The organism is Spirosoma utsteinense (assembly GCF_014282275.1).
In the GTDB taxonomy this organism is placed as follows: domain Bacteria; phylum Bacteroidota; class Bacteroidia; order Cytophagales; family Spirosomataceae; genus Spirosoma; species Spirosoma utsteinense.
Window position 1 is genome coordinate 1 of the sequence record NZ_VFIA01000014.1, and the last position, 21235, is coordinate 21235.

Below are 21235 nucleotides of genomic sequence, written 5' to 3' on the forward strand. Positions count from 1 at the left end.
AACGTTTGCGGGCTGTTCTTGAAGCGTTATTCACGGGTCGGCAGACAGTCATCGAGTTGACTTGCTTTCCCTACATTCTGAATGCGTCTTTATGATTTTGAATTAGTATTAGAAGAATAGTGTTATGTTAGTTAATCTTGAAGTAGTATTCATTGTTACATTATTTTGAGACGTGTTGTATAACTAATTTTATGTTATGCGAATTTTCTAATTTTCAAAAGATGTACCCTCTCTCAGTCTATATAGAAATTGTTCAAAAGTCTCACCCAAGCTAATAAAATCCTTATCGTCAGCGATGAAAGGTAAAAGTCCGAATTTGCGCGGGTAGGTACGCTTATCAATTACAAACATCTCTAAGTTGCCATTTGAACCAATATAGATAGCCCAGGGAAAGGATTCTGCACAAAAATTTTGAGTCAATTCATAAATTTTGCTGACAGGTTCAAATACGGTATAGTTGCTACCTACTTCGCCTTCAAATCCGTTTAAGTGTATCAAAAAATCTTTGTAGTCAGAAGGCAGATCTATTTCTAGTTGTTTTTCAAGCTTGATAACTTCTTCTACAGTTGCTGAATCATTCTCGAAGTGTGGGAAATATTCTTTGATAAAGGCTTTCATTGAAAAGCTGGAACTGTTGTATAAGTGGCATTATGTTACTCGGCTTTTCAAAGACTTTCAAAGTGCCCTCTATTAGCCATAGCTTCGCTGTATGCAATTTTCTCGGTTAATGACAAAATATTTAACCAGTTATACAAATGTAAGTATGGTAAGCTGAGGGTTGAGCTCTGTCTTTAGAACATGTAGCCAACACTTAAACCGGCTTGCACGCTTCGATAAAAGGAAACCCTATTTCTTAGATCACTAAACGATTGACTTCTTGCAATATCAACCCACCCCACACTACCATCAATACTTAAGTGAGAATTTAATTTCTTCTCATATTCGAGGGTGAGGTGATAACCCGAATTCCACCCCTTCTGCTCTATCCAATCAGTCTGAATATTGTAAGTTTCTCCGGTGGAAGTTGAGCTATAACTTCCACCAGTCACTATCTGATCCGATTGAAACCAATAGGAAAGCCCACCCCCTACCCGTAAAGCTGTTTGGTCAGAGGGTAGTAAATCCACCAAGACACTTAAGTCTGTAGTGAGACGGCGTAATTTGTTCTTATCAGTAAACAGTTCTGGTTTTAGTCCTTGGTACTGATAAACGTTTTGATGAAAGTAGCCCAAAGAAAGGCCTACTAAAAGCCGATCAGACATTAGATGTCTTGCATAACGAGCTTGGTAGTGCGGTCCTATCGTGTTAACGTCACGGATGGTCATCAGATTTACACCTAATCGAAGGGAATTTTTTGGCGCAATATCTTGACCCAGAGTCGCAAGCGTAGAGAACAGAAATAGAAACAGAGATAGAAATAGAGCTTTCTTCATGGTCTTTTGTATTTAGTAGTTTTATGATCAAACGTTATGATAACTCAGAAGCGGTTTTTGGGGGTACTTTATTCGCAGTTGATGGGGCCAATCTACGGATATTCCCTTAACATAATACCAGCCTTCCTTCTTCCCTTTCTAACGTACAATCCAGCCTGTTTTCAGGGCTCATACAGAGCGTTTAATCTTGGAATAATCGAATAACATAACAATCCATATGCAACTTGACTAAGAATAATACAATCCATAATTCCGTAACCACGTTGCTACATAGCCTGCCTAAATGACTTTTAACCCGAAATTTGTCAGACGCCTACGCCCACTAAAGAACTGGGCTACTAAGTAAGCACGCCATTAGGAGCCTATTATTCGATAACCCTGTTTGGTAAGTTGGCTACTTTTGTCGTCTTTGACCCAAACTTTAACCCCATCCCAATGCCTACAGGTAGTGTCAAATTTCTCAATGATAGTAGAGGCTTCGGTTTTATTAAACCCGACGAGGGTGGGCGAAGATGTATTTGTGCACATTTCAGCCACGAGCGAAGACCTTCGAGAGAACGACAAAGTGACGTACAATGTCGAGCAGGGAAAGAAGGGCCTGAATGCGGTCAACGTCAAGCGGACGTAAGGCCTCTGGGTCTATCTGCACCAAGTAGAGGGAGAACAGGCTGCAAAGCCTGTTCTTTTAGTTTAGGGTAAGTTGGCTTGGGTTAACGGGATTCTACACGTGTTAAACGAGCTTTCCTATCCGGTTATCCCATTCGTATCAATTCTCAAATAAGGCTCAGTTTTCTTTACCTCTCCACCTGTTCCACTTCGTTGAGGCAAGCAAACACCGCCCGATAAAATTCTGGGTGTGATTGCCAGGTCTGGCCCGTTACCATGTTTCGGTCGCGTACGGCTTGTTGGGTAGAATACGTTCCACCGCCCATCTCAATTTCAGTGCGTACATGTTCATAAGCCGTTAGCGTTCGGTTGGTCGCTAAACCAGCCGTGACCAAAATCTGGATCCCGTGGCAGATTGCAAAGACCCATTTACCCTGCTGGTCAAATTGGCGAACGACCTCCAATAGAGCGGCATGGTTACGCAGGTATTCGGGGGCGCGGCCACCCAGCAATAAAATCGCATCGTACTCCTCGACGACTACCTCCTGAATGGTCAGGTCTGAGGCCAGACAATAGCCGGCCCGCTCAATGTAGGTATCCCAGCCCAGTTCAAAATCGTGCATAACTAGGTTGAGCCGCCGTTTGCTGGGAGCAGCAATGAGGGCGGAATCGCCTTCTTCCTGAAAACGGTGAACGGCGTAGAGGGTTTCGTAACTTTCGCCACCATCACCGGTAACGATCAAAATTTTGCGATTCATAGCAGGCAGGCTTTAGGAGAAGGTCGGGAAATATAGGCATTATGCCTAACAACGTTCAATTTGGGAGAGCCAAAAAATCTGATTAAATCATGTATCCCTGACGATGACCGTAGACAAACTATATGCGCCTAATTAAGCCACATTGGCCGTTACGCCGTGGTCCGGCATTCCTGTGCGGGACCACGGAGAGTTGTTACTAAATGTGTTCAACCTAAGGTTTCTAAATTTATAGCCTATAAATTGCATTCTACCGTTATGAGGCCATCAAATTCATTCTGCGTAAACCTTTCAAACAATTTGCACTTTTTATAGTGAGCGTTCAGTAAAGGCAAGCATTTATTGACCGGTTAATGGCCCTGTTAGTACGAAGAAACAATTAATATCCACGAATCGTACTTGCCGTCTTCAAGCCTATTCTCAATTGACATCGTTGGCGTCTCATTTGTATAGGGTTTGCCCCTCCTCAAGGCAGTGGTCAGGTCATCCGGTATGGGTTCTCCTATAGCCTTAAACGCCTTTTCTACCATTGATGCATACTGGGTAAGCGCTCTCGATTTTTGGTTCATATTAGGCATACTAGCCTTTACTTTCAGGGTCTGAACCTCATTTTGCCTCGACGATTCAAGATACAGGGTGAGGTTATTGCGGAGCTGGCCAATGCCAGGGGAACCAAACTCGTAAAGGCTTGAAGCGGACCACCCTAACCCATCGTAGTGCCAGTTTCTCATTTCCCCCTTGCCAACCGTCGTAAGTTTTTTTTGGGTCCTGGCCACATCATTGAATAGCTGAATTTTCAGGGGTTCTGAAGCAGGCGAGGACTTTGCTTTAGCGCGTGATGCAGAATCTCCCTTGATGGAATCAGGGCTTTGGGTTGCCCTTCCCTGGTTTGGTGAAGAACAGGCCACGGATATGAGTAGGACGAGGTAAGTGAGGGTACCTTTCATTGTAACACGAATCGTCGAGCGGTATAAGTTTGTGTAAACGTAACAATTCCCAAGATGTTAAGCCCTTTCAGGTAGCTGATAAGTTGATACATATAAATGGGTTTTGTTTTTGAGGGGACAATTGCCAAAACGATTTCCTATTCCTTGCTTATCAATAAACCTTTCATCAGCGATCGGTTGACTTATCGATCTAGCTGGCAAACCCTCCAAGCATTTTTTTGCTTCTGCCTGTCAGCAAGCGCGTTTATTAAGGGCCGAATTTGGCTATAAACGTCTTCACCGTAGTCTGTGATTAACTGAGCTGCTAGATTTCTATTGAGTGATTTCTCATAGCGTGCCCACGCTTTCCCTGTTTTTTTGGTCTTCAATGACGAACCGACAGACCAGCCAATATAGTAGGGTTAGGATTAATTCACGGTGCAAAGGTCGCTAGGGTGAAACTGGCCAATACGTTGACGATTGTCTTTGAAGAGCGACAACGAGATGGATAGGCTTGGGTTCTTATACCTACTTACTGGCTGAGCTATTTGTTAGACCCGGGTCGCTAAAAGGGTCAAATCTCTCTGGTACGATTCATCCAGGCAAAAATCGTCCACCTAAAGCGCTTAGCGTGCAAAACGCGTGAACGACTTAAATGAACGGTTTATCTACATGTAAAAGGGCTCTTTTGCAGCCCATCCCCCCTACTCGACCACCGTTCAGTTAAACCTCCGAATGATTTCTATACAACTATCAACTAAGTAGGTGATAGCGAATATCTTGAAAGCAATCGCATCAACTCATCCGGACTTAGATCAAGGGCTTCAATGCGCCGTTGCACTTGCCGTAATCCGGCTTCCTTAGTTCGTTGGCTATTGGCTTTAACCTGTGTTTTCTTATAGGGCTCCCCTTTAGTTATCATATTCCAGATAATCACAGCCAGTTTGCGAGCCGTGGCCGTTATGGCAGCTACTCGACCTTTTTTGTAAGCAATTCGCTTGAAGAAGGGAGTAAGTTCATGATTGGTCTGATTGCCAATCGAGTTCGCAGCTTGACGCAAGGCAGAAGCGATATACGATTTGCCTGAGGGTGTTCGGTGACTGATGATGCGCCCCCCACTGATTTTATTGTTAGGTACCAAGCGTAGCCAACTGGCAAAGCTTTTGGCCGAGGAAAACTTATGAATATCCTTTCCCAAGGTAGTCAATAGGCAAAGGACGGTATTATAACTAATGCCCGATATGGCAAACAGATCCGTTTGAAAATACTGATTGGCCAAGTTGGATAGGTCAAAAGCAGGGGTATGCTTACTGGGCTTTTTCTCGTGTTTCGATAGTTTCTTTTCGGCTGGTTTCGACACCGACTCGACGGGAACACTTCGTCGTAAGGCCTGTTCAATGACTTGGTCACACGCCAGCAGAGCGTTTTGATAGTGTTTGTAAAAATCTAAAGACGCCTGCAATTCGAACAACAGCTCCTGTCGCCACGACCCATGAAGTGATTGGGCAATTTCCTCTTGAGACTTCTTCATCCGCACGTCCACTAAAGAAGCCAGATAATAGGGATCGCGGTTGCCTCTTAGAATGGCTTCTATAATTGCCAGCCCAGATTTTCCCGTAATGTCCCGAATAGCCACATCTAACCGAACATTCATCAACCGGAGCGCTTTCTGCATTTTATGGGTATAGGTTGCTAACTGCTCAACCAAGTGCTGGCGGTGATAGTAATAAGTGCGAAACTCCTGCATTGTATCGCTGAGCAAAAAACTGCCGGATAGTAAGCCGAGGGAGTGCAATTTTTGAATCCACAGACAATCGATAACGTCTGTTTTGCGCCCGCGACGGCGGCCCGGCCTGTACGTTTTTGGTTTGGCTACCACCAACCAATATTACCTCAAAGCCAGCCTCTTGTAAGGCACTGAAGAGCGTCTGCCAGTAACTGCCCGTACTTTCCATAGCCACTGAAGTGATGCTATGTTGCTGCAGATGTAAAATGAGCTGCTGGTGATCCTGTGTGTAGACACCGAAGGATCGGACGTTTTCTTTGTTCTGGTCGACAGCTACCCAATGTTCGCGGGAGCCGATATCAATGCCAGCGGCTTGCGCATTGATAACTGGAAGCGTTGCCGTTTGCTTTCCCATACGAATTGACGATTATAGGGGTAAAATGGCTTCAGGGAATGCATGGATGGCTAAAGATTTTTCTATTCGGGATTCTCTTGAGGAGATCACCAGTGTATTCATCAATTGCCTCTGCTGTTAACAAAGGCTTTATACATTCCAGCCCAGATTTCAGGAAGGACTTGAGAGTACCATTTCATCGGTGAGCTTATCGCTGAAGCTCTGACAAGATAAGAAAATGGCTCAAGCTACCCCGCTCAAGTTGTCGTTGGTATTCAATAGCGCCAGCGCAATTGGGGGATTTCGGGGCAAGACAATCAGCACTTTACGAGGCCACCGTGGGGCGGCTATTTTCTTTTTAGCACCGCTTAGGATCATAAACTGATTATGGTCCTTGGTAACTTTGTGTAGTACTAAGTACTACTGATTTCAGGAAGTGAACTTTCGCTCAACAATCGGATACAAAGCGTTTCTAATAAGTAGTAAAGAATACGATCCTAGCGCCTGGGTTGGTAAACGTCGCCTGGATAATGGCTCTACCCTTTGCATCAATGCTAACGGTCACCCCCTCTGTTTTCCACATAGCCGGGTCGACCCTGTTATCGGTGACATAAGTGTATTGGCCCGAGGTATTGGCGAAGATACTGACCGCCCCTCTTCCCGTGTTACGGTCTATCTTTTCGTGAATCTCCGGGCTACTTCCGGGTTCACCCTGCACCACCGGAAAGCTGTTAGTGATGTCATCGCTAGCCGGGGCGGTGGGGTTGGACCGGGAGACGTTTTTGGACGACATCCACGATGATACGCTCAAATACCGTATTTGGGCTGATATGGAACTAGGTCGGTTGGATGAGGTCGTGGCGGCACCTACCCTATTTCTAGGTGTCCATCACCTGCATGGCAAACTAACGCAGGCCCAGTTGATACCCCTCATTCGTCATTACGTGGACCGGTCGAACGCACCCGTACTGGACACGGTAGACTGCGAAAATGGACAGGTTTGCTAGTCTGGGGTCGGGTACAATTAGTCACCACTAGACACGACATTCGGGATAATCAATCGATCCATTCTTACTGAATTGATAATCCCATTGTTGTACCGGGCGCTGCCTGAAGTACGCTAGGGCTGGATCAAGAGTACGTCAATGAAATGTATGATTTAGCCCGACGGAAGTAGACAATACCTTTTTTTATATCGCTTCCGACGCTTCGTCATACCGGAACAAAGATGGTGTTGACTGGCGGGGGGTGATGACCTAGTGAGCACTGAAACCCGAGAAATAAAACGCTTCCACCGACCAAAAGCTTGTAAGGGTAAGTCAATGTGGTCCGCACGCTGATATGTTACGATGCTGGTATTGAGCACTATCCTATTGACGCTCATGGGTGATGTACGCAGTCGGTCTTCCAGCCGATTCAAGTGCCCATTGACGGTGCTCTCACTGATGCTGGGCCTGACGTTCGGGCTACAGATGACCACCCCGTTTGTGCCTGATGCGCGGTAACTGTTCAGCTTCACGCCCGCGTCAACATCGGCGTTAGATGGTGTACACGGCCGTGCTGATTGGTGTAAGTTTGATTGAAATTGTCAAACTGATTCAGGGTTGGAGTAACCGTAGCCACTCACCCGGCACCCCACATGATACAAGTCAGTCCCGGAGCAACCATGCATCATAATATGGGCATAACGGGCCGGGTATCTTTATTGCACGACATGCGGTAAAACCCGTTCTAGCCATGCAAAAACTTCTATTTCCAACCAATTTCTCCGTTGAGGCTAAGAAAGCCTTACGGGTGGCCGCGCAACTGGCCCGGTTATTCGATGCTGATCTGCATTTGGTTCATGTGTTTTTGCCAGTGCTGCCGGGCTATACACGCCAGATCCACGATGCCGATGCACAATACCGGGAAACTTGGGGGTGGATTGAGCGAGCTTAGTAGACCACCTAAAATTTCGATAACGATTGGTCGCTACCGGGATTTTGTGTACCCAACTTGTCCCTTTAACAATTAGGCTGAGCAACCATATCCTGCCGGATTTAGGGCTCAAATGCACCGAAGTTATCGATCTCATGGGGGAAATATTGATGATCTAAACGGGTTTTGCTATCCAACACATTTCCTCCCCGGACGCCAGTCTGTCATCGGATACGCATCAGATGAGTGGGGATATAAACCGGTCACTTTTTGTGAAATGAAAGCCATAACTCATGAGTGCAGCCCCCGTTCTAATTGACCCAATGATGCTGTAGTACCACACATTTCGACTTTAAACGTACCAGTCAGCACGGCTACGGTGCCCCAGCTGATGCCGGCTGATATATAGCCATTCTAAATACATTGACGGGCATACGCCCCACTTATTCGACTCTACTCTTATGAAACATCATCTACTCCGCTCGTTCGTAGCGACCTTTTGCCTGACCATTCTAACGAGCTACCTGACCTAGGCGAAACCGATATGGAAGTTCAACGTAGTAATTGCCGTTGAAAAACAAACGGCTGACTATTACCAAACAACCCTGTCAAAGGACATAAAGCTCATCGTAATGGAGCAAATGGCGACGGTCAATGCCAATTTCAACCGTACTGACAAGTTTGAGGGTATCTATAATTTTCAGGTCGATTCAATCTATGTTTTTGAGGGAGCCGCCCGGAATGAAGTGTTCAGGCCACACCCTAAATACGCGTACTGCGTTGTTATTGATGGTTACTCGGACAACTCCCAAGGGGGAGGCTGGTTGGGAGGAAATCAAACCATTTACCATAGCTGGCCCCAGAGTCCCAATTTTGCCAGTGGGCCTTTTGGGCCGGGCGCTACGGATGGTTTGACACATGAATTTGGTCATTCCCGCGGGGGAGTCGACCTCTATGGCATGAGGGTTGAGGGATCTAAAAATCCCGTCAATGGCCAGACATTTGAGCCGGTCAACTCCATCATGAATTTCCCCTATGATAACATTGTCTGGGACGAGTATACAACGAACTTATTAAACTCAACCGGCCCCGACCCCATCGTTGGTGATCAGTGGATTGTCCGGCCGTTTCCGGCTACTATTGGGCTCAAAGCCGTTGATAATCAGGGCGAGCCATTACAGTATGCCCTTCTCGAAGTGTATCCGGTGGATTGGTTTTTGTATTCGGTAAGTCCAACACCGATACTGCGCTATTCGACCGGCTCCGATGGACAATACATATTTCGGCAAAATCCTTTTCAGCCAGCCAGCAGCGGGTATCCCTGGAACATGCGGTATTCGAATTTCCTCGTTAAAGCCACCTACAATTCAACGGTGGTGTATAAGTGGTTACCCCTGTATGATGTTCAGAATGATTACTTCCGAAACGGAGCCAATTCGTTTTATAACACCCTGATCCAGTTTCCGGTCAGCACGCCCGCAATCCAGTTAAGTAGTATTAATGCCACCACGTTCAACTCCGGCGATCCCATCACCGTGTCCTTTACAGCAACCGGCACTTTTGAACCAACGAACCAGTTCACCCTGTTTGTTGTCGATAAAAACAATAATTCGTTTGAGGCAGGGGTGATTGAGGGTACCAGTGGCGCTACAATTACAGGCTCGATTTGGGTAGAAGGTTCGGTAGAAAATAAGTATAGGGTGCGCATTGTCAGTACTAAACCTAAGCTACAAAGTGATGATTATTTGATTTCAGTTAACCCCGCTCCTGCCCAGCCGCTAACCATCGGCAAACCAAGCTATAGTTGCACAACGGGCGCTATCAGCTTCAACGTTTCTGGCGGTAACGGCTCTGCGATTACACTTTCGGCTCCCGGCATTACTCGTACTCATCCTACTGATTATTCAGGATTTGTAGAGAATGAACTCCGTCGTGATCCCAAGGTTATCCCTATCACCGCGACCCAGGCGGGTATCAGTGTTACCTATAACTTCGATCTCAGGACCGCCTGTGGCGCGGCTCCCCTACCGCCCGTCCTTGTCCAACCAATCCCCGATCAGGTATTCACGGTTGGTCAATCTATTCCGGGCAGCGGCTTTGCGGTGGGGCAGTACTTCTTCGACCCCACGCCCTACACACCCACGTACAATCCAAACTGGCATTTTCAAGTCGATGGCCTGCCCGAGGGTCTGTACATCTCCTCCGAAAGGTCGTCAAACAGTGCCAGCCCAGACTGGACAATTTCTGGAACACCCAGCACCATCGGTAGATACACGGTGACGATCAGGGCCAGTACGGCCGCCTTCCCAAACACGGAGATCAGGGGCCGCTTTACGATCAATATTCAGGCCGACGCCATCCCCACCGGTCAGCTTACTCTACTAAAGCCCAGCTATAATTGCCAGACGGGGGCTATTACGTTTCATACGAATGGGGGCAACGGCTTCCCCATCAGTTACTCGGCTCCCGGTATCATCCGTTCCTCATCCACCAGTAACACGGGCATCGTTGAGCAGGAGTTACGAAATGACCCGAAATCAATCCTGCTTGAGGCTTTCCAAAATGGGCAGCGATCAACCTACTTGTTTGACCTCAAGACCTACTGTTCCGAGCCCGAACTACCCGTGGGCACCTTACTGCTGCTGAATCCCACCTACAATTGCCAGAGTGGGGCCATTCAGTTCCATACTTCCGGGGGAAATGGCTCAACCATCGAATTTATGGCCCCCGGCATCACCGGCTGGACAAGCAACCCGAATCAGTATGTCGACCGGGAGAGCCGGTCGGTTGCTGATGTGCAGCCCTTTACACTGATGGCACGCCAGAGCGGGGTAACGGTGAGCCTTATATGGAACTTGACATTAGCCTGTGGGCGCAGCGGTGCCCGACTTAGCAGCCCTGTTTCAGAGGGGACATCCGAGTTGAGCGTTCTGGTGCTGGGTAATCCTGTCGAGGGTAATTCGATCGAGCTTGAAATAAACGGGGTTTCCCATCAAGCCGTGCAACTGGATCTGGTGGATCTTCAGGGACGAATTATTTATCAGCAGCACATCGATCGGGCAGAAACGACGGAACACCTAAGTGTGCCAACGGGTAACAGCCGAGGCTTGCTGCTATTGACCATACGTACGGCTACCCATCGGCAACTGGTGAAAGTATTGAAACAGTAATTACCGGGGGCTGGTAGCCGCCCCCCCCTCGGCTCAGGTTACAGGTGCTCCCTGCCCTCAAAACCAGGGTTAACATGAACGAGGATGGGCTGAAAGTGCCACCCCGGCAGGTAAGGCTACAAACAAAATATATCCGTACGGTCATGGACAACTCTTACACTAAATTTCTCTTTTTCACCGGAAAAGGGGGCGTCGGAAAAACGTCGCTGGCCTGTGCTACGGCGGTGAGCCTAGCCGATCAGGGTAAAAAGGTCCTGCTCATCAGCACCGATCCGGCTTCCAATCTGGCGGATGTTCTGGATACGGAGGTCAGCAATCATATCAGCCCCCATAAAGCTCTGCACAATCTGTTTACCGTCAATATTAATCCGGAGGTATCGGCCATCGACTATCGAAACCGGGTGCTGGAGCCGCTAAAAGGCAGTCATTCAGCCGACGAATTGATGAAGATCAACGAAGGCTTATCGGGTGCCTGTACCACCGAAATTGCTTCCTTTGACGAGTTCTCCCGCTTTATTACGGGCGAAGAAAGTCCGGAACAGTATGACGTTGTCATTTTTGATACCGCACCTACGGGTCATACCCTGCGCCTGCTGGAATTACCAGCCGCTTGGGATACCTTTCTGGACCACAATCCGGGCGGTGCTTCCTGCATCGGGCCTTCCTCAGCCCTGAAAAGCAGTAAAGAACGGTACCGGCAGGTGGTCAACAGTTTACGGGACAGCCTCCTGACGACTTTTTATCTGGTTAGTCGGGCAGATAAGGCTTCAATCCGAGAAGCCGCCAAAACGAGTGGTGAATTAATCGACCTGGGGATGAGCCATCAGCGGCTCCTGATTAATGGCATATTCAAAGCGGTGGATAAAACAGATCCCATTGCCCGGCAAATGGAAACGCTGGCTGAAAATCAACTGACCACCTTACCCGCAGCCCTGAGCCACTTACCCCGCTCGACCTTCCCGTTATTGCCCTATAATCTGTTAGGGCTGGAAAAGCTACGGTCGTTATTTGATCTGAATTTACAAACAACCATCAGTACACAAATCCACACGCAGACCAATGAAGAGCACCGGGCGTTTCCGGATCTGACTGCGCTGGTTGATCAACTGGAAAAAGACCGCAGCAGTGGCTTGATTATGACGATGGGCAAGGGCGGGGTCGGCAAGACCATTATAGCCGCTACGGTCGCTACGATGTTAGCCAACCGGGGCCATGACGTGCTATTGACTACAACTGATCCGGCGGCCCACATTCAGGATTTCATTAATCAACTTCCCGAGTTGCCCGCCACGCTGACTGTTGAGCGTATTGACCCGAAACGGGAAACCCAGCGCTACATCGATAAGGTAGTTGCCCAAAAAGGGGTCAACCTAAGCCTGGAAGGAAAGGCATTATTATTGGAAGACTTGCAGTCGCCCTGTACCGTGGAGGTGGCGGTTTTCCACGCGTTTTCAGCGGCCATTCACCGGGCTAAACGCCAATTTGTGGTGATGGATACCGCGCCAACGGGCCATACGCTGTTGCTGCTGGATACGACCGGCAGTTATCACCGGGAAGTGATGAAGAATACCGGGCACAGTCCGGGCCGGATCACCACCCCCTACATGTCGTTGCAGGATAGCGACTTTGCCCGGATTCTATTGGTTTCGTTGCCCGAAACGACGCCAATGCGCGAAGCTGAAGCCCTTCAAAATGATCTGAAACGGGCGGGCATCACGCCCTTTGCCTGGGTGATCAATCAATGTCTGTCGGCGCTGCCTGATCTGAAAGACCCGCTGCTCAGAAAACGGGCTTCAGCGGAGTCAGCCATTATCAACACCATTGACCAAACACTGGCCCCTCAAACGGTGGCCGTCCCGTACCTGGCCGAATCCAGCCTGCTGCCCGCCATGCTTCACCAGGCTGGACGTATTTTCGGCGGTCAACCCGGACTGGCTAACGTTAACGAACCAACAGAGTCAGGAACGAAACAGTTTTGTTGACTATAAAGGCGCTAAGCACTAACTCATCCGGGATCGTCATAAGGCGGAAAAGAAGGGGCTGACTAGGTCTACCCAGATGTAAACCCGTCAAGTCTCCTCCGTGTTCTGCGATCTATTATATATCAGAGTAGTCAGTGGGGTGTAAAAACCGGGTATCATTTTTCGATACGTTTTTCTGGTAGTTTGGCATAGCCGATAGCTTTTTCCAGTAGTCATCCTTGCCAAACGCATCCCAATGCGCATCCCGAGACGCTTTGTTTTCAAAAGTTGTCAGGTACATTAGATTCGGCATGCGGCTACCCGCTATCACCTCGGCATAAAAGACCGCATTAAACCCGAGCCGCTTAAACAAACCGATTTCATCGCCCTGGTTAAACATATCGATCTTGTTTTTGGAGATTTTTTCGGTGTGTCCCTCATAACTTCTCAATTCATAAACGCGGTCTTTTGGGGTGGATGTCAAGGCTGGCAGGTTAAACTGCGGGCTCTTGTCGAAGGCATTTAACAGAATGGTTTCGATTCGGTCATACGGGGGCGTGTTGTAGAGGGCGTCCAGATACTCCTGCCCGTTGGACAAATACTGTTTGTCTTTGGCAAGTTTTTCGTCCAGCTTAAAAAAATCGTCGCGTGAACGAAAGGGAACAAACACATACAGCAAGCGGTCGTCGGTTGGCGCTGGTGCTGCGGGGTTAACAATGGGTTTAAAAACACCTACTTTGGCTATTCCGATTCGGTGCAGGGCAGGTAAGTAGGCTTTCTGAAGGAAATTGTCCAGTTTTTGTTCCTGATCGTCGGTCTTGAAATGATAGACTTTTAACGCATAAAAGTCCCGACTCGCCAACGGGTTAAAGGCATACAGAAACGTTGATTGGAGTAACGCCAACAAGCAGAATAATCTAGTTTTTAACATGCTATTTTTAACTTAAACGGATGATTTGTAAAACAAGTAAAATTATTCATCTTTCAGTGCCTTCACCATTGTCAACTTCTAAATAGGGTTCTACTAATTTTTTTAGTTAGAAAGGGAGTTAACCGAATTTAGGATTTGCAACCAGAAAAGTCCCTGAACTACCCGCTGCTTTGGTTACCGTTACAGAAAAGCGTTCAAAGTCTCCTTTTAAATGATCAATAGACACATGGGAATGGAACTTCAATTCACTAAAAATGAGATAAGCCTGTCGTTAAAACGGTAACCATAAACGCATGGATAGGCCCCACCCTTAGTTTAATCCTATCTTAATGGAGTCCGGGTGGGCGTTAATCCCCAGTGCATTCGATGATAATATCCCACCCGTGACGATGTATGCCTGAGATGGTCTAATTAATCGGCACACTGGACTTGCTTAACTTCGCAAGACCATGCAGCAACTTAACAGACCCAAAACCCGGCGCAAGTATGACGCTGACTGCTCAGGCAGCCCTGTTCAAAAGCGAAGTCGTCAAAATGTTGGACAGTGGCCAGACAGCCGCCTATATTTCCAAGACATTAGGTGTTTCAGAGAATCTCATCTACCGCTGGAAGAATCAGAACCGCGACGGCTGCCCGGCAAGGGGTAAAAAAAGTAAGTAGCGAGCAAAGTGAATTGGTACTGGAAAACCCGCAACTTAAAGATCGAGTACGGCAACTGGAAACTGAGCGCAAGATCTTAAAAAAAGCCCGCCGGGCGGCCGGGGCCGTGGTCAATACGTATCGAGTGATTTGCACGAGCTAATCAATTTGTGGCATATTAGGCCCAGTATAAGTCGGGCTGACGATCCGTATGACAATGCCTTTGCGGAATCATTTTTAGAATCGTTTGAAAGCGGAATTATTGGAGGGAGGGACATTCTTGAGTGTGGAAGATGCTCGAACTGAAATCTTCGACAGGGCTGCCTGAGCAGTATATTGAAATATATTACAATCGGCAGGGCCGCCTGAGCTGTGCGCAGGCACTCGTCGCTGGGCTATATAATTCCTGACCAATTTGAGAGTGCGTATTATACAAAACTTGCAAATTCAGTGTGCCGCTAAACCGGACCACCTCAAAGGTCTTCACCGAGTTAGTTTCCAAAACCTGGACAACCAATACCACTGGTGTTACGGGTAAAGCTGGTCAGTACAACATCCGGGCGTTTAACGGCAACTACGAGATAACCATCAAAAAAGGTGACCGACGGGTGGTTCAACAAACAACAGTAGGAGCCGAAGGAAGAAGTCTTGTGGTGAACTTGTAAGGATGGGTAAGTACATAAGTATGTCTCTTACCTCACCCTTTTTCCATGGTCCGGTAGGTCCGGGGCGAATGGCCAATAAACTGATGAAACGTCCGGGAGAAGAGGTAAGCGTCGTCGTACCCAAGCTGGGCGGCAATTTCCTTGACGCGCAGCTTGGTGTTTTCCAACAGCCGACACGCCTGCTGCATACGGAAAAAACTAAAGAAGTTGACCGGTGAGCTTTGCGTCCGGGTCCGAAACAGGACTGAATAGGGCGAAGCCGACAAACCCGCCTGATCGGCCAGTTTTCGACGACGGTGCTGAAACCCGGTAACCACTACCGGCAGACAACCATTTACCAATTCGCTACCCTTTAACCGATGCTCATTATGCGTCTACTGCTTTTTTTTGCACCGGAGATGATCAACCAAGATAGCGACCTCTACCGCAAACATCCCGACTGGGTACTGCAATTTCCCAACCGAAGCCGCACAGAGTTTCGCAATCAGCTGCTATTCAGTCTGGCGCGGGAAGATGTGTACCAGTACCTGCTAACATCGTTTACCAACCTGCTAAAGGAGAACAATCTGGCCTTTATTAAGTGGGTTCATAATCACCCATTGGCCGAAACGGGCTGGGCCGACGCGCCCTCGGCCACATAGCGCGAAGTCAGAATTCGCTACATCCAGAACCTCTATCGGCTGATTGATGAACTGCGAGTACGTTTCCCCAAGGTGTGGTTCGAGAACTGCTCGTCGGGTGGTAGTTGGCCGGATCTGGGTATGCTTTCGCGCACCGACCAGACCTGGACCAGCGACAACACCGACCCTGCCGACCGGATTTTTATTCAGTTCGGTTACCTGAGTGCCTTTCCGGCCAACACGATGGTTTGCTGGACCACCGATGTCATGAATCCGTTAAATCTCCCCTTAGATTTTAAGTTGGTATCCGTATCGGTGGGCGTTGCCGTCATGGATGCAGGCGAACTGGTGGAAGGGGTGAAGGTATACACGAATAAGTGCTTATTCGCTTCCTTTTTACCTCCGCTGATGCTTCCAGGGTCGGTGTTTTGGTTTTATCGAGCAAGGTTATCGCACCCGTGTAGGTCGTGTTGGGCCGGAGCATGAGCGTTGCCCGGCTGAAATCGCCACTGGTATTCAGGTTTTCAACAGTAGCCGTTACCGTTTGCACGAGCGTGGTCTGACTCGTCAGCGTCAGCGTGGCCGTCGTAATGGCTTCGTTATCATCGGGCGGAGTTGGGCTTTCTTCGTCTTTCTTACAGACTCCGGCCAACAGAGCAATGGCCAGCACAAATCATAGATTTCTTCCGATCACTTGCAAAATACGTATTGAGTTTTGTAAAAAGATACTAGCAGGGCTAAAATGACCTTTTATGCAACATTGTTGCAAATAAAATGGAATCCCCTTGCTACTTCCTGAAAATGTGTGATATTTGCAACGTTGTTGCATTTAATACATTTAATGGTTCATTGACTTAGCCAGTGAACCTTTCAGGCCATGAAAACCGCTTTGCTCAGGCAAAAAGCAGATTATGTCGGCATTACCGGCTCGCTACTCTGCATTGTCCATTGTCTCGTCACGCCCGTATTGGTGATGACCTCCACCCTGCTCAAGCACGATACATTGCGGGTCGGCTTTCTGAGCCTTGATTACCTGTTTATCGGGATCAATATACTAGCCGTCCGGTCGGCGTCCCGGCATACATCAATGCCCATTAAAACGATGCTTTGGACGTGTTTAGCCCTGTTTTCCGCCGGGTTGTTGCTCGAAGACATTCACGAAGGATTCGAATACCTCGCCTACATAGCCTCGCTGAGCCTGGTTATTACCCACCTCGCCAATATCCGGTATTGCCGCACTCACCACATTCACTAAACTAACCCAGGATGCCAACGCAACAAAAAAAACTACCGCATCGGCGGGCCGCCGTAACGGTCTTAAGCGGCTTTTTAGGAACTGGAAAGACGACCTTACTCAACCATGTGCGGCACAATAAAGCCGAACTGAAGGTGGCCGTGATTGTCAACGACATGAGTGAGGTCAACGTGGATGCCCAGCTGGTGAAAGACCAGAATACGCTCGCGCGCACCGAAGAGAAACGGGTCGAGATGAGTAATGGCTGCATCTGCTGTACACTCCGGATGGAGCCTTTAAAGATCCATTCCCGGTCTGGGAATAATCGAACCGCCGAAGCAGGACCAACAAAATCGACAAGGACATGAGCGTCAAACAACCATACGATACAATTATTATTGGCGGCAGCTACGCCGGACTAAGTGCCGCCCTGACCCTGGGCCGGTCATTACGCCGGGTGCTGGTCATTGACGCGGGGCAACCCGCCAATCGGCAAACGCCCCACGCGCACGGGTTTTTGACCCGCGACGGAGCCACACCCGCCGAACTGTCGGCTATTGCACGGCAACAGGTCAGCCAGTACCCGACGGTTCAATTCTGGTCCGATAAAGTCGTATTCGCAGCATCGGTGGGCAACGAGTTCAGCGTCACCACCGGAAACGGTGTACAGTTTCAGGCCCGTAAGCTGCTACTGGCAACGGGGGTGTTCGACATCATGCCCGACCTGCCCGGTTTTGCCGAGTGTTGGGGTCGGTCCGTGCTACACTGCCCCTATTGCCACGGCTATGAAGTACACGGCGAGCCAATGGGTGTTTTGGCCAATGGCGAGGTGGGCTACGAAATGGCTGCGCTTATTCAGCACTGGGCCAGCCACCTTACGCTATTCACCAATGGCCCGTCAACGCTGACCGCAACCCAAGAAGCTATACTGGGTCAACTTAACATCCCGATTGTTGAAACACCCATAACTGCTATTGAACACCAGACGGGGATGCTAACCAGCTTGCTGTTTGGCGATGGTGGTCGTGCGCACCCCAAAGCCGTTTTTTCCCGTGTGCCGTTTCGGCTGCATACCGACATCGCCATTCAGTTGGGATGCGATGTAGCTGAAAACGGATTGATCACCGCAACTGAGTTTGGCGAAACGACAGTACCGGGTGTGTTTGCTGCGGGCGACGCAACGACGCTGTTTCGGCAGGTAGCCTTTGCCGTTTCCAACGGATCAAAGGCCGGAGCCTGGATCAATCGGGAGTTGATATCTGCTGAGTTGCAACAGCGAACAGACTTCACCCCGGCACAGATGTGAACAGTATGCTTTTCCTTACATCGCTGATAGCTGGCCTGACCGCCTGCTCATCAGCTGACAAGCAAGCCCCCCTGCTGGAGGAGGCTGGGCGCTATCATACCGAAGCCACCGCGATTCAGGCACTTGTTGAGCCCAAAATCGAGCAAATCGATTCGCTCAAAATAGTCCTGTCTGCGCAAAAGACAACAGCAGCGGGAGCCAGAATAGCCACGCTCGATAGCCTGAAAACAGCCTTTGAAGCGTGGGAAGAGAATTTGGTGGAAGTGCCGGGCATGCCGCATAACCACAGCCACCGCACCGGCGGGCCGGAACACGGTGATCATGCGCCTCACAAACACGGGGATGCTACACTGAAGGACCTGCCCGCCGATCAGATGCGCGACCTGCAACGCGAATTGCTCCATAACATCCGCCAGATTCAAACCCGGCTGAAGGCCGTAACCAACTAATAAAAAGCCCTCTCAATCAACATACAACCTACATGAAGCACTTTTTTACCATCATCTTACTGCTCAGTTCAGTATACCTCAAAGCACAAACCATCAGCGGCCTTGTTATCGACTCCCAAACCGGCAGTCCCGTAGCCGGGGCAACCGTGAAACTGCTGGGTGCCGATAAAGGAACCGCCACCGACAGCCTGGGCAAGTTTGCCCTCGATGCACCCGCTACAGGTACGTTGCACGTCTCGTTTATCGGTTTCAGAACCATGAATGTGAAGGTACGTGATCGTTTTTGCACCATCGAACTTGTGCCCGAAATCGCCGAACTCCAAACGGTAGAAGTAGTAGGCCGCGTGGCTAAAGATTACACCAGCGAGTACTCGTTTTCGGCCACCAAAATTGCAGGGCTCAACAAAGACATTTCGCAGTCGATTGGCACGGTAACCAAAGAGCTGATGGCCGATCGGCAGGCGTTTCAACTCGCCGATGCCGTGAAGATTGTGAGTGGCGTAACGCCGTCGAGTTTTTACAATCAGTACGCCATTCGAGGCATCAGCCAGAACGAAGAAGGGCAAATTATCAACGGCATGCGAACCCGGCAGTATTATTTCCTGCAACCGCTGACCACCAACATCGAACGGGTCGAAGTGCTTAAAGGCCCGGCAAGTGCGTCGTTTTCGTCGGTCGATCCGGGCGGCAGTATAAATCTGGTGACCAAGAAGCCGCTGGCCGTCGACCGGAAAGAGGTAAGCCTGAGCGGGGGTAGTTTCAGCACGATGCGCGGCACGCTGGATTTTACGGGACCGCTCAACGCAGCCAAAACCCTGTTGTACCGCGTCAACGGGGCTTATCAGGAGGCCCGCAGCTACCGCGATCTGGTGCGCAACAATGCCCTGCTGTTCTCCCCGTCCATTTCTTACATTCCCAATCAGAAAACGGCGCTCAACGCCGAACTGATCCTGAGCCGCGCCAACGGCAACCTCGACCGGGGGCAACCCATTTTCGGGGCGGTAGCGGGCGTAACGAACCTGAACAGCACCCCCATCAGCCTGAACCTGGGCGCGAGCAACGACTTTTTCAACTCGAAAGAGCTGATCATCACCACGAATCTGGCCCATAAATTCACCGACCGCATCAGCGTCAATGTCTCGTACATGAAGCAGACCTGGACCGAAGATTTGCAGGAGCACCGCACCACCAATGCCTTTGCCAGCGATCTGACGGGCAAGCCGGTTACCTCACTGGCCGCCATGCAATTTGTGCAGCGAAAGCAATTCTGGAACGTCGACAACCTGAATGCATATGTCAATTTCAATTTTAATACAGGCCCGGCTACCCACGATCTGCTGGTGGGCTACGACCTCTCGGACTGGCATAAACTGAAAGGCGGGGGGCAGAATGCAGCCCGTGGCTTTCTGCTGAAAGACGGTTCTGTAGCCGGCTCGTTTGTCGTGGCCAATGCCGCCAATTACCAGACACTAACGGCAGGGGGTGCAACGTTGCCCCGCCCGAATGTGAACTACCTCGATCTGAATAACCTCAGCTACACGATTCGTAATGTGAGTGATTATGTGCTGAACGCGCGAACACCTCTCCCGGCCGCCCTTACCACTACGAACGCCATCTACGCCCAGGAGCAACTGCGCTGGAACAAGATCCGGTTACTGCTGGGTCTCCGCTACGAATCGTTCCGGGATATCACCAACTATAACTCGCCCGGCGAAACGTCATTTACCAAAACCGCCCTGCTGCCCCGCCTGGGTCTGACCTATTCGCTTACACCCAACCTGAATATTTACGGCACGTACCTGGAAGGCTTTCAGGGCCAGTCGAATACAGTGACGCTACTGCCCAACACGGGTAGTTTTTTCAACACGGCCAAATCAGCCAACCTGTTTGAACCCCTGCGCAGTGATTTGAAAGAGATCGGGGCCAAGGCCCAGTTTTTCGGGGGGCGCATCAGCCTCAACGCGGCCGGGTACGAGATCAACCAGCGCAACTTGCTGCTCAACGCTAACCTGCCCGCTTTCCCCGATTCGCTCGTGACGCGCGGGGCCGAACGCAGCCGGGGTTTCGAGATGGATGTGGCCGGTTACCTGCTTCCGAACTGGCAAATCAACGCGTCGTACAGCTACATCGACGCCGTGATTGTCAGCGATAACGAGGCCAGTCTGGTTGGCGCACGCAAACAGAACACACCCCGCCACAGCGGTAACCTCTGGACACGCTATAATTTCGAGCCCAACTCGGCGCTTGGCGATTTGGGCATTGGATTTGGCGGGCAGCATAGCGGCAGCAAGATTCCCTGGTTCTCGCGCGCCTTTGCCGTGCCGGCCTACACGCTCTTCGATATGGCGCTTTATTATACCCCCGCTAAAAGCAGTGTACAGGTGGCCCTCAACATCAACAACCTGACGAATCAGACGTATTGGGTGGGCGCGCAGAACTACCTGCGGCTGTTCCCCGGCGCACCCCGCAACATGATGCTCACCTTGACGTACCGATTTTAAGC

General features: G+C 49.6%; 20 protein-coding genes and 3 pseudogenes. 14 read left to right on the forward strand and 9 right to left on the reverse strand.

Features of this window, described 5'->3' with window-relative positions; genetic code table 11:
- Positions 1–207: 207 nt before the first annotated feature.
- Both FH603_RS12820 and FH603_RS12825 read right to left on the reverse strand, forming a co-directional pair.
- On the reverse strand, positions 208–618 hold the full coding sequence (locus FH603_RS12820) for an SMI1/KNR4 family protein (protein ID WP_186737925.1): 411 nt from the start codon (positions 616–618) through the stop codon (positions 208–210).
- A gap of 173 nt (positions 619–791) precedes the next feature.
- Positions 792–1433, reverse strand: coding sequence for a hypothetical protein (locus tag FH603_RS12825; protein ID WP_186737926.1), 642 nt, complete (start codon positions 1431–1433; stop codon positions 792–794).
- Positions 1434–1868: 435 nt separating this feature from the next.
- On the opposite strand from FH603_RS12825, the pseudogene FH603_RS12830 reads away from it, so the two are divergent.
- Positions 1869–2061 (forward strand): annotated as a pseudogene (locus FH603_RS12830) (cold-shock protein).
- Between the two features lie 166 nt (positions 2062–2227).
- Here FH603_RS12830 and FH603_RS12835 read toward each other — a convergent pair.
- From FH603_RS12835 to FH603_RS29105, 4 genes are all read right to left on the reverse strand, one after another.
- The gene (locus FH603_RS12835; RefSeq protein WP_186737927.1) at positions 2228–2797 is read right to left on the reverse strand and encodes a DJ-1/PfpI family protein; all 570 of its coding nucleotides are present in this window, start codon (positions 2795–2797) and stop codon (positions 2228–2230) included.
- Between the two features lie 359 nt (positions 2798–3156).
- Complete coding sequence (locus tag FH603_RS12840) at positions 3157–3741, reverse strand: hypothetical protein (RefSeq protein ID WP_186737928.1); 585 nt, start codon at positions 3739–3741, stop codon at positions 3157–3159.
- Positions 3742–4477: 736 nt separating this feature from the next.
- A complete protein-coding gene (locus FH603_RS12845) occupies positions 4478–5539 on the reverse strand; it encodes a transposase (RefSeq protein WP_317171338.1) in 1062 nt (353 codons plus the stop codon).
- Positions 5421–5861 (reverse strand): IS110 family transposase, encoded by a 441-nt coding sequence (locus FH603_RS29105; RefSeq protein ID WP_186737929.1) that lies wholly within the window; start codon positions 5859–5861, stop codon positions 5421–5423. The genes FH603_RS12845 and FH603_RS29105 overlap by 119 nt, the downstream gene beginning before the upstream one ends.
- 716 nt (positions 5862–6577) lie before the next feature.
- Here FH603_RS29105 and FH603_RS12855 point away from each other — a divergent pair.
- From FH603_RS12855 to arsA, 5 genes are all read left to right on the forward strand, one after another.
- Positions 6578–6847 carry a DsbA family protein gene (locus FH603_RS12855; RefSeq protein ID WP_186737930.1) on the forward strand — a complete coding sequence of 90 codons (270 nt, stop codon included), beginning with the start codon at positions 6578–6580 and terminating at the stop codon, positions 6845–6847.
- A gap of 375 nt (positions 6848–7222) precedes the next feature.
- The gene (locus FH603_RS28955) at positions 7223–7345 is read left to right on the forward strand and encodes a hypothetical protein (RefSeq protein WP_262891317.1); all 123 of its coding nucleotides are present in this window, start codon (positions 7223–7225) and stop codon (positions 7343–7345) included.
- Positions 7346–7577: 232 nt separating this feature from the next.
- Positions 7578–7778, forward strand: a complete 201-nt coding sequence (locus FH603_RS12860; protein ID WP_186737931.1) for a universal stress protein — start codon at positions 7578–7580, stop codon at positions 7776–7778.
- A 611-nt stretch (positions 7779–8389) separates the two neighbouring features.
- Positions 8390–10927 carry a hypothetical protein gene (locus tag FH603_RS12865; protein WP_186737932.1) on the forward strand — a complete coding sequence of 846 codons (2538 nt, stop codon included), beginning with the start codon at positions 8390–8392 and terminating at the stop codon, positions 10925–10927.
- 74 nt (positions 10928–11001) lie between these two features.
- Positions 11002–12909 carry an arsenical pump-driving ATPase gene (gene arsA / locus FH603_RS12870; RefSeq protein WP_208493200.1) on the forward strand — a complete coding sequence of 636 codons (1908 nt, stop codon included), beginning with the start codon at positions 11002–11004 and terminating at the stop codon, positions 12907–12909.
- Positions 12910–13024: 115 nt separating this feature from the next.
- On the opposite strand, the gene FH603_RS12875 is transcribed toward arsA, so the two are convergent.
- The gene (locus FH603_RS12875; RefSeq protein ID WP_186737933.1) at positions 13025–13819 is read right to left on the reverse strand and encodes an NIPSNAP family protein; all 795 of its coding nucleotides are present in this window, start codon (positions 13817–13819) and stop codon (positions 13025–13027) included.
- A gap of 486 nt (positions 13820–14305) precedes the next feature.
- Between FH603_RS12875 and FH603_RS12880 the strand changes: the two genes are divergently transcribed.
- Both FH603_RS12880 and FH603_RS12885 read left to right on the forward strand, forming a co-directional pair.
- Complete coding sequence (locus FH603_RS12880) at positions 14306–14479, forward strand: transposase (protein ID WP_186737934.1); 174 nt, start codon at positions 14306–14308, stop codon at positions 14477–14479.
- Positions 14480–14910: 431 nt separating this feature from the next.
- Entirely contained in the window at positions 14911–15123 is a 213-nt protein-coding gene (locus tag FH603_RS12885) for a hypothetical protein (protein WP_186737935.1), read from the forward strand.
- A 32-nt stretch (positions 15124–15155) separates the two neighbouring features.
- Here FH603_RS12885 and FH603_RS12890 read toward each other — a convergent pair whose 3' ends face one another.
- Entirely contained in the window at positions 15156–15464 is a 309-nt protein-coding gene (locus tag FH603_RS12890; RefSeq protein ID WP_186737936.1) for a helix-turn-helix domain-containing protein, read from the reverse strand.
- 27 nt (positions 15465–15491) lie between these two features.
- Here FH603_RS12890 and FH603_RS28575 point away from each other — a divergent pair.
- Positions 15492–15983: pseudogene (locus FH603_RS28575) on the forward strand (alpha-galactosidase); the annotation flags it as partial.
- 88 nt (positions 15984–16071) lie between these two features.
- Here the strand turns inward: FH603_RS28575 and FH603_RS28580 are convergent.
- Positions 16072–16413 (reverse strand): hypothetical protein, encoded by a 342-nt coding sequence (locus FH603_RS28580; protein WP_235985529.1) that lies wholly within the window; start codon positions 16411–16413, stop codon positions 16072–16074.
- A gap of 207 nt (positions 16414–16620) precedes the next feature.
- On the opposite strand from FH603_RS28580, the gene FH603_RS12905 reads away from it, so the two are divergent.
- The 5 genes and pseudogenes from FH603_RS12905 (at position 16621) to FH603_RS12925 (ending at position 21233) form a co-directional block, all read left to right on the forward strand.
- The gene (locus tag FH603_RS12905) at positions 16621–16998 is read left to right on the forward strand and encodes a MerC domain-containing protein (RefSeq protein WP_186737938.1); all 378 of its coding nucleotides are present in this window, start codon (positions 16621–16623) and stop codon (positions 16996–16998) included.
- An 11-nt stretch (positions 16999–17009) separates the two neighbouring features.
- Positions 17010–17306, forward strand: a pseudogene (locus FH603_RS12910) (GTP-binding protein); the annotation flags it as partial.
- A 35-nt stretch (positions 17307–17341) separates the two neighbouring features.
- Complete coding sequence (locus FH603_RS12915; protein ID WP_186737939.1) at positions 17342–18283, forward strand: NAD(P)/FAD-dependent oxidoreductase; 942 nt, start codon at positions 17342–17344, stop codon at positions 18281–18283.
- 5 nt (positions 18284–18288) lie between these two features.
- The gene (locus FH603_RS12920; protein ID WP_186737940.1) at positions 18289–18732 is read left to right on the forward strand and encodes a hypothetical protein; all 444 of its coding nucleotides are present in this window, start codon (positions 18289–18291) and stop codon (positions 18730–18732) included.
- A 32-nt stretch (positions 18733–18764) separates the two neighbouring features.
- Positions 18765–21233: a TonB-dependent receptor gene (locus FH603_RS12925; RefSeq protein ID WP_186737941.1), complete on the forward strand. Its 2469-nt coding sequence runs from the start codon at positions 18765–18767 to the stop codon at positions 21231–21233.
- Positions 21234–21235: the final 2 nt, after the last annotated feature.